The organism is Lactonifactor sp. BIOML-A5 (assembly GCF_009677585.1).
In the GTDB taxonomy this organism is placed as follows: domain Bacteria; phylum Bacillota; class Clostridia; order Lachnospirales; family Lachnospiraceae; genus Lactonifactor.
Genome location: NZ_WKYV01000008.1, coordinates 53,557 through 69,226 on the forward strand (window position 1 = coordinate 53,557; position 15,670 = coordinate 69,226).

Annotated in this window: 17 protein-coding genes; 2 read left to right on the forward strand and 15 right to left on the reverse strand. The window is 45.7% G+C overall.

Annotation, left to right across the window (positions count from 1 at the left end):
• Positions 1–4: 4 nt before the first annotated feature.
• From GKG41_RS08645 to GKG41_RS08695, 11 genes are all read right to left on the reverse strand, one after another.
• Entirely contained in the window at positions 5–1,351 is a 1,347-nt protein-coding gene (locus tag GKG41_RS08645) for a CCA tRNA nucleotidyltransferase (RefSeq protein WP_154258117.1), read from the reverse strand.
• Between the two features lie 103 nt (positions 1,352–1,454).
• A complete protein-coding gene (locus GKG41_RS08650) occupies positions 1,455–1,940 on the reverse strand; it encodes a dCMP deaminase family protein (protein WP_154258118.1) in 486 nt (161 codons plus the stop codon).
• A gap of 15 nt (positions 1,941–1,955) precedes the next feature.
• Positions 1,956–2,585, reverse strand: coding sequence for a uracil phosphoribosyltransferase (upp, locus tag GKG41_RS08655; RefSeq protein WP_226904212.1), 630 nt, complete (start codon positions 2,583–2,585; stop codon positions 1,956–1,958).
• Between the two features lie 36 nt (positions 2,586–2,621).
• The gene (gene rpiB / locus GKG41_RS08660; protein WP_154258119.1) at positions 2,622–3,059 is read right to left on the reverse strand and encodes a ribose 5-phosphate isomerase B; all 438 of its coding nucleotides are present in this window, start codon (positions 3,057–3,059) and stop codon (positions 2,622–2,624) included.
• Entirely contained in the window at positions 3,056–3,523 is a 468-nt protein-coding gene (locus tag GKG41_RS08665; RefSeq protein WP_154258120.1) for a phosphotyrosine protein phosphatase, read from the reverse strand. The genes rpiB and GKG41_RS08665 overlap by 4 nt, the downstream gene beginning before the upstream one ends.
• A 12-nt stretch (positions 3,524–3,535) precedes the next feature.
• On the reverse strand, positions 3,536–4,585 hold the full coding sequence (locus GKG41_RS08670; RefSeq protein ID WP_154258121.1) for an L-threonylcarbamoyladenylate synthase: 1,050 nt from the start codon (positions 4,583–4,585) through the stop codon (positions 3,536–3,538).
• Between the two features lie 182 nt (positions 4,586–4,767).
• Positions 4,768–5,721 (reverse strand): phosphoglycerate dehydrogenase, encoded by a 954-nt coding sequence (locus GKG41_RS08675; protein ID WP_154258122.1) that lies wholly within the window; start codon positions 5,719–5,721, stop codon positions 4,768–4,770.
• Between the two features lie 124 nt (positions 5,722–5,845).
• Complete coding sequence (locus GKG41_RS08680) at positions 5,846–6,532, reverse strand: N-acetylmuramoyl-L-alanine amidase (RefSeq protein ID WP_154258123.1); 687 nt, start codon at positions 6,530–6,532, stop codon at positions 5,846–5,848.
• Between the two features lie 77 nt (positions 6,533–6,609).
• Positions 6,610–7,392 (reverse strand): hypothetical protein, encoded by a 783-nt coding sequence (locus GKG41_RS08685; protein ID WP_154258124.1) that lies wholly within the window; start codon positions 7,390–7,392, stop codon positions 6,610–6,612.
• A 33-nt stretch (positions 7,393–7,425) separates the two neighbouring features.
• The gene (locus tag GKG41_RS08690; protein ID WP_173015623.1) at positions 7,426–9,120 is read right to left on the reverse strand and encodes a glycosyl hydrolase family 18 protein; all 1,695 of its coding nucleotides are present in this window, start codon (positions 9,118–9,120) and stop codon (positions 7,426–7,428) included.
• Positions 9,121–9,362: 242 nt separating this feature from the next.
• On the reverse strand, positions 9,363–9,584 hold the full coding sequence (locus tag GKG41_RS08695; protein WP_154258125.1) for a hypothetical protein: 222 nt from the start codon (positions 9,582–9,584) through the stop codon (positions 9,363–9,365).
• A 1,284-nt stretch (positions 9,585–10,868) separates the two neighbouring features.
• On the opposite strand from GKG41_RS08695, the gene GKG41_RS08700 reads away from it, so the two are divergent.
• Positions 10,869–11,606: an adaptor protein MecA gene (locus GKG41_RS08700; protein ID WP_154258126.1), complete on the forward strand. Its 738-nt coding sequence runs from the start codon at positions 10,869–10,871 to the stop codon at positions 11,604–11,606.
• A 118-nt stretch (positions 11,607–11,724) separates the two neighbouring features.
• On the opposite strand, the gene GKG41_RS08705 is transcribed toward GKG41_RS08700, so the two are convergent.
• Positions 11,725–11,925 (reverse strand): DUF1858 domain-containing protein, encoded by a 201-nt coding sequence (locus GKG41_RS08705; RefSeq protein WP_072851646.1) that lies wholly within the window; start codon positions 11,923–11,925, stop codon positions 11,725–11,727.
• A 222-nt stretch (positions 11,926–12,147) separates the two neighbouring features.
• On the opposite strand from GKG41_RS08705, the gene GKG41_RS08710 reads away from it, so the two are divergent.
• A complete protein-coding gene (locus GKG41_RS08710) occupies positions 12,148–12,318 on the forward strand; it encodes a 4Fe-4S binding protein (protein ID WP_072851643.1) in 171 nt (56 codons plus the stop codon).
• A 151-nt stretch (positions 12,319–12,469) separates the two neighbouring features.
• Here the strand turns inward: GKG41_RS08710 and GKG41_RS08715 are convergent, their stop codons facing one another.
• The 3 genes from GKG41_RS08715 to dnaB all read right to left on the reverse strand — a co-directional run bounded on the left by GKG41_RS08715 (position 12,470) and on the right by dnaB (position 15,667).
• Positions 12,470–13,498 (reverse strand): GntR family transcriptional regulator, encoded by a 1,029-nt coding sequence (locus GKG41_RS08715; RefSeq protein ID WP_154258127.1) that lies wholly within the window; start codon positions 13,496–13,498, stop codon positions 12,470–12,472.
• Between the two features lie 89 nt (positions 13,499–13,587).
• Positions 13,588–14,211 (reverse strand): helix-turn-helix domain-containing protein, encoded by a 624-nt coding sequence (locus tag GKG41_RS08720; RefSeq protein ID WP_154258128.1) that lies wholly within the window; start codon positions 14,209–14,211, stop codon positions 13,588–13,590.
• A gap of 127 nt (positions 14,212–14,338) precedes the next feature.
• Positions 14,339–15,667 carry a replicative DNA helicase gene (dnaB, locus tag GKG41_RS08725; protein ID WP_154258129.1) on the reverse strand — a complete coding sequence of 443 codons (1,329 nt, stop codon included), beginning with the start codon at positions 15,665–15,667 and terminating at the stop codon, positions 14,339–14,341.
• Between the last annotated feature and the right edge of the window lie 3 nt (positions 15,668–15,670).

The window sequence follows — 15,670 nt, forward strand, 5'->3', positions numbered from 1 at the left end:
ATATTCAGTTTGACCTGTCCCTTTTTAGGTCTTCCCTCATTACCTGAAGAAGGAAGTCTCTCTGGTTCCTTTCTGGCTTCTCCAACACAAGTTCAAGGAGCCGGTTCAGCTCTTCCCCAATCGCCTTTCCGGGCTTCATACCGCACTGTATCAGATCCCTGCCTGTCACTGCCAGATCCTTCAGGGATACGCATTGTTTTTCTTCTATTATATGCTGGTACATCTCTTCTACTTCATCCAGACGTCTCAGCTTTTCTTCCTGCTGATAATTGCTTTGGGCCAAAGCGTCTGCCCTCTGCACTTTTAATAAGTAAGGGTACAGTTCCTCCCCGACTTTGTTCACAGCCCTGCGCACTGCGTGATATTTGGGCTGCACCCAGTAATCGTGCCATTTTACCAGTCTGCTTACTTTTGCAATGGTATCATTATCGAATTTCAGACGGCGGAGGATCTCTCCGGCAAGCTTTTCTCCCACTGCATTGTGGGTCTTAAAATGATCGATTCCTTCCTCATCTGTCGTTTTAACCATAGGCTTTCCCACATCATGAAGAAGCATCGTAAGCCTTAATATTTTTATATTTTCCACATACTCCATGGAGCGGATCACATGTTCCCCCACCGAATACTTGTGATGAGGATTATTCTGAGCTGTTTCCATCATACTGTCGAATTCCGGTAAGAACTGCTTTGTCATCCCTGTGGCAAAGGCTTCCCGCAGCAGATCCGGATGGTCTGATACGATAAGTTTTACCAGTTCCGTCTGTATTCTCTCCGCGCTGATTGCCTTCAGGTTGGGCGCCAGAAGTTTAACCCCTTCTCTTGTTCCGGACTCTATAGAAAACCCCAGCTGAGCAGAAAACCTGACGGCCCTCAGCATGCGCAGGGCATCTTCCTGAAACCGTTCCAAAGGTTCTCCCACACAGCGGATTCTCTTTTTTTCTAAGTCTCCAATCCCATCAAAGATATCTATCAGCCCGTCCCGGTGATTATAGGCCATAGCATTTATAGTAAAATCACGGCGCTTTAAATCTTCTGTCAGACTGGGAGTAAAAGTCACCTCCAGGGGATGCCTGTTGTCTTCATATGCTCCGTCAATCCGGTAGGTTGTCACCTCAAAGCCTTCTTTTCCTATCATAACCGTCACTGTGCCGTGTACCAGCCCTGTATCTACCGTTCTTCCAAATATTTTTTTAACCTCCTCAGGCCTGGCCGAGGTGGTGATATCCCAATCATCCGGAGTTCTCCCAAGAATCGTATCCCGCACACACCCCCCCACGGCATAAGCCTCATATCCATGGCTGCTGAGTGTTTCTATGATGGATTCAACCTTTTTGGGCATATCTATCTGCATGCGTTCACCTCCTTATGAAAAACAAGGAAACAGCTATTTTCAATTTCTGTTTCCATTGAAAATAGCTGATTCCCACTCATGTGCCCGCAGGCACTTCTCTTAACTAGACGGTAAAACGGATCTCCCGTCCGGTTCTGCTGTATTTATAATATCGCACACCCGCGGCATCCATCATTCGCTTTGACCCAACGACGGAGGGGGTATCTGCATATTTGTCATTGTCATATACCACCGTTTTAATTCCTGCCTGGATAATGGCCTTGGCGCACTCATTGCACGGGAATAAGGACACATACAGCTTAGACCCTTCCAGGCTTCCCCCCCGGTAGTTCAGGATGGCATTCAGTTCACTGTGGGTAACATAGAGGTATTTTGTATCTGAGGGTTCTCCCTCCCTGTCCCATGGAAATTCGTCGTCTGAGCATCCTCTGGGAAAGCCGTTATAGCCCATGGACAATATTTTATTGTCCGCGCTGACAATGCAGCACCCCACCTGAGAATTGGGGTCCTTTGAGCGCATCCCGGCCAGTTTGGCTACCCCCATAAAATATTCATCCCACGAGATATAATCTGTTCTTTTGCCCTGCATCTTAGCCCTCCCTGCTTATTTCGTGCCAAATATACGATCCCCGGCATCTCCCAGTCCCGGCACTATGTAGCCGTGTTCATTCAGGTGATCGTCCAGGGCACCTACATAGATATCAACATCCGGATGGGTTTCCTGCAGTTTCTTTAGCCCCTCCGGCGCAGCTATAAGACAGAGAAAGCGGATATTTTTAACGCCTTTCTCCTTTAACATGGCAATGGCAGCCACAGCGGAACCGCCGGTTGCCAGCATAGGATCCACTACAAAGACCTCCCGCTCGCTGGAATCTGCCGGAAGCTTGCAGTAATACTCTACCGGTTCCAGCGTATCCGGATCCCGGTACAGACCGATGTGTCCCACCTTTGCTGCGGGTATCATGGCAAGCATCCCCTCCACCATTCCAAGTCCTGCCCTTAAAATCGGTACAACCGCCAGTTTCTTTCCCGCCAGCTCCATAGCCTTTGTCTTTGCCAGGGGAGTCTCTATCTCAATCTCCCGAAGCTTCAGATCCCGGGTTGCCTCATAGGCCATAAACATAGCTACTTCTCCAACCAGTTCCCGGAATTCCTTTGAACTGGTGCCAGACCTGCGGATAATACCAATCTTATGCTGAATTAAAGGGTGTTCCATCACCATTACCTTTGCCACAACGCTTCCTCCTTTGTCTATAGAAATGCTTATTAATTATTCCTCTTCGGATTCAATTAAGTCAATTCTCCTCTGATGTCTCTCTGCATGGGAAAATTCAGTATTTAAAAATGTATCTACAATTTTTACAGCAAGGCCCGGGCCTACTACCCTTCCGCCCAGAGCAAGAACATTGGCATCGTTATGCTGCCTGGTAGCTTCCGCACAGAAACAGTCTGTACATAGGGCCGCCCGGATTCCGGGCATCTTGTTGGCTGCGATTGAAATCCCAATCCCCGTTCCGCAGATAATAATTCCTTTCTCACATGTTCCGTCTAAGATGGCACGTCCCACTTTTCTGGCATATACAGGGTAGTCTACTGCCTCTGTACTGTCACAGCCGAAATCCTTAAAAGGGATCTCCTTCTCTTTGAGATATTTGATAATTTCCTGTTTTAATTCGTAACCTCCATGGTCACATCCTAAAGCTATCATTCTAGTATTTCCTCCTCACTTAGTTTTATTACCAGTTCCTCCATCAACCCTTTGAGTACTTCATAAAATAAACCGTACTCGATGAGCGGAGCTCCATAAAGTGCCCTCAAATCCCCGCTGTGTCCCAGAAACTCACGCACTGTATACACATGCTTTAAATTACTGTATTCCTGAAACACCTTTTCTTTCTGACTGTCTTCCATCGTCAGAAGCAGCACACCGGATCCATCTCCAATATCATCCTGTGTCAGCGGTTTTGACATATGTTTCTGTGAACCATATCCATTGCTGATTAGAATCGCCTCTGCCTTCTGATTCATAGGTTCCGGAAAAAGGACTACAAGTCCTCTGGAGTGTATGGAAATAGGGTAATCCATTTTCATAGATTTTAATACTACCTCCGCCATAGGACTCCGTGTGGTATCACTAGAATCCACGAAGATAATTTTCAGATATTGCTTCATTCGCCTTGCTCCTTACACATAAATGATTCGGTGACCGGCAGCTTTCAGCAGCCGGTTCATAATTGCCTGTCCCATCTGGGGCGTCCGGAATGATTCAGAAAATATAAAGTCCACATCTGCCTCATCAAATTCCCGCAAAATGCCAAATAAATGCAGAGCAATGCTTTCTTCTTCTTTTCTTGTGCCAATGCTTTTCACCACATCCGCCCGATACTGACCGGCAGTTTCATCTGTCCCGATAATTCCCACTCTTGCACCTTGTCTCCGGAATTCGTCAGTTAACTCATTAATTCTGCGAACCACCAGAGTACTTTCACCCTCAACAATCGTAAGCTCAGCCTTAGGGGCATAATGCCGGTATTTCATCCCCGGGGCTTTGGGCTTTACGGTTTCATCTGTAATCAGAAGTCCTTTGTCCATCTTTACTCTGCCGACAATCTTTTCAATCATCTCCTGGTTAATATAACCCGGTCTTAAGATAACAGGTACCTCTTCCGTGCAGTCCACAATGGTGGACTCCAGGCCAATCCCTACCATACCTCCATCCACAATCATATCAATCTTCCCCTGAAGATCTTCAATCACATGTCCGGCCTCCGTAGGGCTTGGACGCCCTGACGTATTGGCACTGGGGGCAGCTATAAAACCGCCCCCAGCCTGTATTACCGCCATGGCAACCGGGTGGCTGGGCATACGTACAGCTACGCTGTCCAGTCCTCCTGTGGTTTCATAGGGAACCTTGCTGCTCTTATGAAGTATCATAGTCAGCGGTCCCGGCCAAAAGGCATCTGCCAATGCCTCAGCCTGCCAGGGAAAATCAGAGGTAATCGTATCCAGACTGTCTGAATCCGCAATATGAATGATAAGGGGATTGTCTGACGGCCGTCCCTTCGCACGGTATATTTTCTCCGAGGCGTTCGGGTTCAGCCCATCTCCCCCCAGGCCATAGACTGTTTCCGTAGGAAAGGCTACCAGTCCCCCCCGGCGGAGAATTCTTCCGGCTTCTTCTATCACATGCCGATCCGGATCCTTAGGATCCACAGTTACTATTTTTGTCTCCATCTCGTACCTCTTATCAGATTATACCCAAAGGCACTGTAAATACATGTCCCTTGGGCAGGCATACGGCCTTCGCCGCATGCTAAAGTATACTCTTTAACATTATACCACCAGATTAGGCAAAGTAAAATATTTTTTTCAGCGTTCAGGAAATCCGTGTCCCCAGTCACCAAACTCCCTGACTCTTATGGATTCACAATATTCCGGCACTCCCTGCCTTCCAGCAGATCCAGAGCATTGCACAAGGCAATATCCAGCATCTTTTCTGTAGCTTCTCTGGTATTTGCCCCTATATGAGGAGTGATATACGCATTGTCCAGTGTAAACAGCTTATCCCTGCCGGGCGGCTCGTTCTCCATAACATCTGCTCCGTAAAATTTTAGTTTGCCGCTGATCAGACCATCATATACTGCCTCATGATCCACCAAAGCCCCTCTTGCCGCATTTATCAGTCCAGCTCCGTCTTTCATTAGGGCAATGGTCTCACGGTTAATCATATGATGTGTCTGGGCATTGGCCGGCATATGCAGAGAGATAAAGTCACTCTTGGTGAGAAGTTCCTCCTCCGTGACCTGCCTTACCCCATTTTCTCTGCAAAACTCTTCCCTGGATATAATGTCGTTGGCTAAAATATTCATACCAAATGCTCTCAGGCGCAGCGCCACCCCTCTTCCGATCGCCCCAAGCCCCCAGATGCCAATAGTTTTCCCCTTCAGCTCCGTGCATTTTTCTCCAGCCTTCCAGCAGTATTCCCTGCACGCTGAAACACGATCGGGTATCTTTCTGGTACAGGCTAACAGAAGACCAACGGTGAGCTCGGCCACAGAATCCGAATTGGCGCCGGGAGCATTGCACACTGCAATCCCCCTCTCTTTGGCCGCCGCTACATCCACCCGGTCAAATCCCACAGCGGGCCTGGATATAATCTTCAGGCAATCCGGAAGCCGTTCAATGACATCCCTTCGCATCCAGTCAGTCCCTGTGATCAGCGCATCTGCTCCCTGGACAAAATCCAGAAGCTCCTCCTGTGTGAGATTCTGGGATTTGCTGAGAACCACATCTGCCATTCGGACCGCCCGTATCCAAGTTGGATGATCTTCCGGAAGCTTCGCATAGTGACAGGTAATTGCAATCTTCATAAAATTCCCCCTTTACTTCATATGGGTTTCTCTGCTACGTACTTTATTATAAAGAAATGTTTTAATCATTTTAAGAAATTCGCTCTCTTTTTTGTAGACAATAGTTATTTTATTTATATATTGTCTATTCATTTCCCAGATATTCCAAAACCCCCTGGCATACAGCTTCCGCGACCTTATCCTGATATTCTTTTGTCTGAAGTTTTGCAGCCTCATCCGGATTTGTCAAAAACCCGCATTCAACGATAGTAAGGATACCCTCACTCTTTTTTAACAGATAGTAAGTGCTGTTGCCTTTCTCAACCCTGGGCCGGGCAACCTCCAGATATGTATTCAGCTGATCCTGGATGGATTTCCCCAGCTTCGCCCCCTCAACAGAATGTGTAAAATAAAAAACCTGAGGACCGCAGACTGATGCATCGGGATAACTGTTCTGATGGATGCTGATTGTCATAACCGGCTTTTTTTCTTTTATCAGATTGCATCGGTTCTGCATATCCTGAACTTTTTTATTATTGGTATTTTCATCGTAAAGCCCTTCGTCTTTGGTTCGGGTCATTACAATTGTGTAGCCCTCTTTCTCCAGTTTCTTTTTTACTTTCTTTGCAATCTGCAGATTGATGTCCTTTTCTTTCAGCCCTCCGATTCCGATAACTCCAGGATCAATGCCTCCATGTCCTGCATCTACCACGATTACTTTTGCATCCTGTGAAAGCTCCTTACTGACTAGCTCAGCCCCTTCTTTTGACAGAAAAAATGCCCCTACCAGTAGAAGAACCGCCATCAGAAGCTCTATCGCCTTTTTTCTCATAATGAGAAGCTCCCTTAAAGCATATTCTTTAAAGTATATGCTTTAAGGGAGCTTCTAATAATCCCAATCTTCTGGCTCTAGTCCTCCAGTTCATCATCCAGATCGTCGCCCAGCATACTTTGAATCTTATTCACCAGCTGGTCATTAATCTCATCTTCTGCATCGTATTCATCCAGATCTGCAATACTGTCCAGAGCATCCAGCACCTCCAGCTCCTGGGTATCCCCCAGATGAACCTCTTTTGCCTTTTCCTTTTCTATCTCATGTATCTCTATCTCTTCCATCGGGTGCAGAAGATCCACATCCCGTTCATCTTCTATATCCTGCAGGGAAGTTGGCATCGTGCTGATTATCTGGTGTACCTCTTTATAAGAAGCCATAAAGCGTTTTTGAGCCTGGTTGATCAGTTCCACAATGCCGTTCATCTCATCCTGAACCGCAAGGTACTTTTTCTTGCCCTCAACCAGTTTGTCGTCAATCTCAGACTGCACGGAATCTACCCTGCGTTTTGCCTCTTCCTCTGCCTGAGTAATAATTTCCTCGCTCTTTCGCTGGGCTTCAGCAACCATATCCTCTGCTTTCACCTGAGCTTCAAATACCAGCCTTCCAATACTGTCGTAACGTTCAATATATTTCTGGTATTTGTTATGTATCTCTTCTTCCAGCCTGGCCTGCTGAGCATCCTTTAACTCCAGGCGCTTGATCAGCTCTGCTATCTTCGCGTCCTTAGCCTCCATCTCCTTCTTCAGCTTGGCAAGCCTTGATGCAGAATCGTCCTTCAGCTTCTGCACCTGCTCCAAAACATCCTCTTTATCAAAGCCTCCCATTATTGTAGTCTTAAACATTTCCTGTTCGCCCATATACTCCACCTCTTTCTTCTGACTCCCGGTATCCTAATTCACATATTTACTGATTAAATCCCAGACACTCGGGCGTTCCAATCCAAGTTTCCATTCTGCAACCCCAGCCAGCTCATACTGCTGTATCAGCTTCAGTTTTTCTTCCAGCGACTGTTCGTCCTCCAGCCATATTTTATAGGTAGCATCTTCTGTGGAAAGTTCACCGTAGTTCTGGCCGGACTCTTTATCCCAGAAAGTTTCGATCTGGTTCTCACTGATATAAGCAGATGCCTGATCCATTGCCATTACTTCACTGGTCACCTCGCTGCCGCTGTCCGGAACCTTCCACAGTCTGGTGTAAAACGGTATCCCGTTAATCACCCGGTCTGCCGGCACTTCTTCCAGCGTTTTTTCAATTCCCTTCTGCACGAAAGGAAGGGATGCCACCGAACCGGCCTCTTCATCACCCTTAAAATGCTCATCGTACCCCATGATGATCACATAATCTGCCACCGCTCCCTGCTCCTTTCGGTCATAAAGCATAGTATAATTCTCAGGAACAGGATTATCTATAGATAATACCAGATTGTTTTTTCTGCATTGAATGGAGAGTTCTCTGATAAACTGTATAAAGTGAGGCCCCTCCTCCTCTTTCAGGCTTTCGAAGTCAACATTAATTCCGGCAGCTCCCGCACCAAGGACAGCCTGTACCAGATTATTTATAAGGTTCTGCCTGGAGGTTGTATGAGACAATACCTCATACGTACTCATCTCTGTATTAAAATTATCTACCAGCGCCCACACTTCCATGCCGAGCTGCTTTGCTGCAGCCACATAATTGGCATCTGCAAGGGAAGAAATATTTCCGGAATTATCACTCACAGAAAACCATGTGGGGGATATTGTATTCACACCTTTTACATTGGCTACTGCCTGCGTCAGGCCGTCATTTGCTGCCTGAGAGGTAACCTGATGCCACAGAAGGTTAATCTTATAATCCCTCCTCTGGCTTGTGTACTCCGGTGCTGTAAACCCTGAAGTTGACTCAAGCATCTTATTCTCGGGACTTCCTATATCCTTTTTCTGCACATAGCCGATAAACCCGTCCGAAGAGGCCACCTTACTCCACTCTTCCAGCTCCTCCAGGAGAACCATAGTGTCCCCTTTGGCCACATGGGTTAAAATCTCGCTTTTAATCCCGCCTCTATAGCGTATCACCGTATCATCGCTGGCTGTTACCTCAGATACCTCTCCCCATTTATATTGAATCACAACTTTATTGGGAGATTCATACTGCTGAACATCCATGTCCGTATATTGTTTTACAAAATCAAGAGCCAGATACCCCTCATCCCCCTCTTGTTTAAAGATTACATAATCTACGGACTGTTCCTGACCCGATACCTGATAGGTATTGCCATCTATAGAAATTGTTATAATATCTGTAGGGGTGGTATATAACAATTTGTTCTCATTCTTATCCCAGTAAAACCGTTTGTTCAGGGTACTGCTCACGGTACCGTAATCCAGATATACTTTCCCGTCAATTAACTTTCCTTTTTTCTCACTTACCGCATCCTGCAGGATCACTGCCACGTCATCACTGTTTTCTACTTTATAATATGTACCCGCATCCATCTCCTTGTCCGACGGCGTGTGTTTCTTAATCGTCATCGTTACAATGCCGACCAATGCTACAACTACTACCAGCAGCATAGCAACTAAAATCGGTATTACTTTTTTCTTCATTATGTTTACCTCCTGCTTTCCGTACCATTATAACATATTTTTAAATTTCGTCATTACCTTATTCGACATTTTATGTTTTTTTCATACATCTAAAAAAATAGCGGCTCTTTTCCCATATCATACCAAAATGTATCCTCTGCACAGACAGATTATCCGGCAGACTTCATCATCCCGGATCAAATAAGCGGCCTTTCAGCTGTACTGTGGGACCTTATCGACTAAAAGACCGCTTTTCTTATGTATTATTTAGTTTTTACAAAATCAAATTCCAGCTTCTCTATCTCTCCTTTCTCATTTTGGACATAGTCACGCATGTAGACTCCGTCTTCAGCAATCTTATGTGCCTTTTCTATCTCCCTGGGCGTGCTGGCCTTGCCGTCCAGCCACAGAGAGATTCCTTGTTTTTCATAATGCTTTAATTCCTCACGGAGAGTTTCCGTCTTTTTGGAACGTTTTTTCCCCATACTTTTTACGGATAACCAGCAAAATCGTGATATATTATAAGCTGCAGCTACCCCTTCTCCTTTCTGAAACAACTTTACTGAAAAGCGCCAAAAATAATTAGAAAAGACAAGGATTCTGCAGTAAACTTCTATTCAATATAAATCATTGTTTTGGGAATCTAAGAACAACTGAATCTGTTCGTTCTTTTGCGGCAGAGACACCGCATGATTGGAATACAGAACTTTTTTACTTACATGGGAATACTATTATCTGCTGTTATCTTTAGCTACCACATCCTTTCCTGCGAAAATGATGTGCAGTTTCCCTGACTTTTCTTATGGTTATTATATCTTATTTTGAGGGGATTGCAAGAGATTTTGTAAAAAAATATAGTTTTGTGTATATGAAGCTCGAGGTGAAATAGTCGGCGAGCGGGGTGTCCCAGACGGACGGTCAAGGGAGGAGGTCTTGGGGCCAGGGGTACTGTGTGGATCTGCTTGCTGCTGCGTTTCTCCTCAGCTAACTGCCTGGCCGTTCACTAAGAAGCTCAGGAAAGCCTTCGCTCCTAAGTGACCGCCGGCAGTGGATCTTCGGACGCACTCCGTAGTCTGCGCAGATCCACACAGTACCCCTGGCCCCAAGACCTCCTCCCTTGACCTGGCAGAGACTCACTTCACATTCACGGAAAACGGGTGGGTAAGGTCGAACGTTGTACACTTTTCCTCTTGTTTCCCACTATTTATGACTCGATGTTTTGGATAAATAGATCCCCCTGGAACTTCCCCATACCCAGGTGAGAGGAATCCTGCGGCGGCGGGCTGGCTGGGTTGGGCGGGAGGGAGGCTTAAGTTCCGGGGACGATTCCGCAGGAGTGAGTAGAGAGTCTTAGGCAAAACCGGGATTCACGCTGGAGATTTTTTCGGCAGTCCAGGCCGAAAAAAAGTGAGCATGGGCAGAGAATGCACATAAAGCATTCTTTGACCATTCGAACGGTGCTCCGGCGGGGATTCCGGTTTTGTCTTAGACTCTCTTCGCGACGGAGGTGTCCCCGGAACTTAAGCCTGCCTCCCGCCCAACCCAGCCAGCCAGCCCGCTGCCGCGGGATTTCTCTCACCGTCCCCCCGCCACCCCATACCTTCCGACTGAAAAAGTCTCAAGCTTAGGAAGTTAAATCCCAATTTTCCATTTTTACGAAAACTCTCCAAAATTCTTTACATAAACACACTTGGTAGTATATAATATAAAAGGAAGACCAGAACTTTTTACGGTTTTTAATATAGATTAATAGATAGGATGTGATTATAATGAAGATAGAAAAAATCAACGATAACCAGATTCGCTGCACTCTTACCCAGGCAGACCTGGAAGACCGTCAGATTCATTTGAGTGAACTGGCCTATGGGACAGAAAAGGCAAAGACTCTGTTTCGTGATATGATGCAGCAGGCTAATTTCGAATTTGGTTTTGAGGCTGACAACATCCCTCTGATGATAGAAGCAATACCTGTTACACCTGACAGCATAATTTTAATCATAACCAAAGTAGAAGATCCGGAGGAACTGGATACCAGATTTTCCAAATTTGCCCCATTTTTAGAGAATGGAGGTTCGGAAGAGAGTCCTGTAGAATTTGAAGGCGCGGACGATATCCTGGATATCTTCCAGAAGATTTATGAAGCCAAATCCAAAGCGCTGAATAAAAAGAAAGCCTCCAAATCCGATGCCAAGGCTGCCCCTGAAGTACCAATTAATCTGGTACGGGAATATCAGTTTTCCAACATCGATCTGGTAATAGCCGCCTCTCATGGTCTGAATCATTTCTATAAAGGAGATAATTCACTCTATCAGGATCAGCGTACCGGGAATTATGTTCTGATTATTCATCAGTCCGGCCATTCGCCGGAAGATTTCAATAAGATATGCAATATTCTCTCGGAGTATGGAAAGGGCAGGTCTTTCACATCCGGAGGCGAGGCATACCTAGTGGAACACGGAGATTGTATACTTTCCAGAGATGCACTCCAAAAACTCTATCATTTATAAAATAGCTAAGGGTCCCAGAACTTTCCTCTGGGGCCCTGTTTTTGCATATGCCGGACAGCTTTATGCATGAAATAAGACCGGGAAATGTTCCCGGCCTTAAAAAACAGCTTTTATAAATTTATTTGTTTGCCAAAAAATCATTGATCTGACTCTCTAATGTATCTGCGTCAATGCCGTGTACCATGGCCGCCTCTGCCAGAGATTCACCCTGTGCGGACGGGCACCCGATACAGTGCATTCCTGCTCTCATAAGAATCGGAACAATATTTTCATCAAGCTGGATCAGCTGTCCAATTGTCATTTCTTTTGTGATCTGCATTGGTCATTTCCTCCTTCATTGGTTTTGTCCTATCATTATAATACCATTTTAGATGATATTCAACCACTTTTGGCAACATCCCGTTTTCTTTACGATTTCCATGGATTTCCTTTACCAATTGTTTAGAAATTTATACTTGTATTCTAATACTAAATAGTTTAAAATGACTCTAGAAACTAATCTAAGTTTTAACGAAAATGAGGGATAAGGAGGATAATACATATGGCATACGTAATTACAGACGAATGTGTAAGCTGCGGAACATGCGAAGGCGAATGTCCTACAGAAGCAATCAGCCAGGGCGATGACAAATATGTAATCGACGCTGATGTTTGCGTAGACTGCGGAACATGTGCAGAAGCTTGCCCTACAGACGCTATTGTAGAAGGCTAATATATTTTACAAACATAACAGAGGATTAGGCTTAATGTCTAGTCCTCTGTTTTTATATCCAGCTGCAGTCCCGAAATGCCCGAATCCCCTCTCTTAAGTTCTCTGGGATAGGAATCCGGGAAAGGCGAAGCGCATTGCGCTGGTTCCCCATTTATCTCTCAGTTAAACTTCCACTAACCAAATACCTCTTGGCTTTCCACAGTTCCCCCTTCCGGCTCTGCCCTGACAGACATTCATAAAGCGTCTTCGCGATCTCACGGAAGTCCTTTTCATATGTAGTAATCCCAAATCTTGCGGAATCCGCTAGTTCCTCAAAAGAAGCTACTTTAATATTTGCCGCCTTCATTTTAAGAAGTCTTTTAGCCAGAAGAACAGCATCTTTTCCGTCCGGACAAATGATTGCATCCGGCAGTTTGCCCTTCCTTTCCAGGCGTTCCAACTCTTTTTTTATAATTTGAGGATGGTTTTCTCTCTTCTGCGGCAGCTCAAACAGAACTTTTCCTGGTGCTCCCACTTTCATGAAAGCTTCCTTCGCCTGACGTGCACTGTACGATTGATTGGTATCCAATCCTATGTATCCAAGTCTCCGGTTCTTTTTCTTCCTAACGCTGGAACACATAGCCACCATACCGGCTTCTATGTCTGAATATACGCAGTCGCCAAAGGGAAAACCTGTATCTGTGTCAAAAAAGACCATGTTCATCCCCAGAGCCCTAAGGCGTTCCAACTTTTCCTGTTCCAGAGAAATGCCATGGGGCCAGACAGCCACATCACAGAGACCTCTTTGATACAGACGGTATAAGCAATCCTCTATGGTGTCCTTTTTAAGCCTTTCCAGATAAAGGAGCAAAGACCCGCCGGCGGCTGCGCACCTCTGAAATTGTTCAATGAAAACAGAAAACTGTGCATGTCCTGCAGGTGCCACAAGTACCAAAACTTCCAACTCTCTGGCCCATCCGTAATTATGCAGCTGTACTCTGGTTCCGTTTCCTACCTCACGCACAATCAATCTGCCCTGCTCCATAATCTCCAGGGCCTTTCTAACCGTTACCCGGCTTACCTTCAAATTATCAGAGAGTGTCCGTTCCGGAGGAATCTTGTCTCCGTCTTTGTAAATTCCCCGGTAAATACCGTCACATATATTTTGTTTCACATTGATATATAACTTTTCGTTCTCCATAGTATGAATTATATCATGTAAAACAGGGCATTTGCAGTACTTTTTGTAAAAAAATAGCCATTGAGCATCGTCACTCAACAGCTATCTGTCTATCTCTTTTTTGAAAACTTCCTTTTTTTCTTTTCTTTCTTCGTTTGTTGAATCGTAGCCGCAATCAGACGTCTGGATTCCTGGTGAGTACGGATCGTCTTGTCCAGCTCTTTGTAGCGGGCTTCCTCCGGATGGTTCTCTTTTAAGCCGGAAGAGACAAGCTTTTCCAAAATCTTGTAAAAACTTTCCGGTATCTCTTTTTTAGGTGCCTGTTTCTCCTGAGATGCCTTCACAGACGTTTCTTCAGGCTTGTCCTGCTTCGGCGCCGGCTTGTCTGACTCTGATTTTTCTTTCCTAACCGCTTCCTGGGCTCTTGCCCTTTTTGACTTCCTCGAAGGCCCGGATGCAGCTGCCTGCTTCTGTACAGGTGCCTGAAAACTTTCCTTCGGTGCATTTTTATAAAGTAAAGGAACCATCTCCTTAATCTCTTTTAGTGAATGTCCCTTTTTCTTTAGTTCCTTAATACTCAGAAATACCTGAATATCCCATCGGGTGTAGTATCGATGCCCCATCTCATTTCTGCCAATAGGAAGCTTTAATTCCTCCTCCCAGTACCGTAATACATGAGATTCTACTTCTGCCAGCTTCGCTGCCTCAGAAATCAGATACTTGGTGTCACTCATATACTGACCCCTTCCCTATGAAATTGTGATTAGAATTGCCCCTAAGGTTTAACCTGACTAATCCTTAAGGTTAATTATAACAAAATGAAAGGGAAATGCAATGAATTTCGCTCGACATATTCTGCGTCTACTTCTTCATGTTAACAAACTTGGTATAATTAGGAAGCCATACCAGATTTACTGTCCCAATGGGGCCGTTTCTCTGTTTTGCTATAATAATTTCTGCAATGTTCTTGTCCTCTGTATCCTTGTTATAGTAATCATCCCGGTAGATGAACATAACCACGTCCGCATCCTGTTCAATTGCCCCTGATTCACGGAGGTCAGACAGCATTGGTCTGTGATCCGGCCGCTGCTCCACGGCGCGGCTCAGCTGAGACAGCGCCACCACCGGTACGTTCAGCTCTCTGGCCAGGGACTTCAGGGAACGCGAGATATCAGAAATCTCCTGTTGACGGGAATCGGTCCGGCCGCTGCCTGTCATTAGCTGAAGGTAATCAATAAAGATAATTCCCAGATTGTGCTCTAACTTGTACTTCCTGCACTTTGACCGAAGCTCCGCAATAGAAATACCGGGGGTATCGTCAATGATCATATGAGACCCGCCGATGATACCGGCGCCTTCAATCAGCTTTGACCACTCTTCATCCTCCAGGTTACCTGTACGGATGCTCTGGGAATCCACCTTAGATTCCAGGGAGAGCAGACGATTCACCAGCTGCTCCTTTGACATCTCCAGACTGAAGATCGCTGTGGTAACATCCTGCCGGAAGGCCATATATTGGGCAATATTCAAAGTAAAGGCCGTCTTACCCATAGACGGGCGGGCGGCAATCAAAATCAAATCTGAGGGCTGAAACCCTGACATTTTATAATCCAAATCCACAAAACCAGTGGGGATGCCGGTTACCGCACCCTTCTGTCGGGACGATTTTTCTATTTTTTCAATAGCATTCAGCACTACCTGCCTGATAGGAACATAGTCACCGCTGCTTCTTCGCTGTACCAGGTCAAAAATCTTTTTCTCTGTCTCTTCCAGAATTACCTCTGTCTTTTCCTGTCCCAGATAGCATTCATTGGCAATCTCTTCATTTACTTTAATTAGCCTGCGGAGCATAGCTTTATCACTGACTATTCCGGCATAATATTTAATATTAGCGGAAGTGGGCACTGCTGTGACCAACTCCCGCACAAACTCCATACTGCTTATCTCAGGCGGCACATTTTTTTCCTTCAGGCGATCCTGAAGGGTGACCAAGTCCACCGGTTTATTCTCATTAAACAGCTCCACCATAGCATCAAAAATCACACCATACTGGTGCTGATAAAAGTCTTCCCCAGTCAGCATCTCAGACGCTGCCATAATGGCATCCCGGCTCATGATCATAGAGCCGATTACCGACTGCTCCGCCTCCACGCTGTGGGGCAGGATTCTCTTAATGAGCGCTTCTTCCATGTA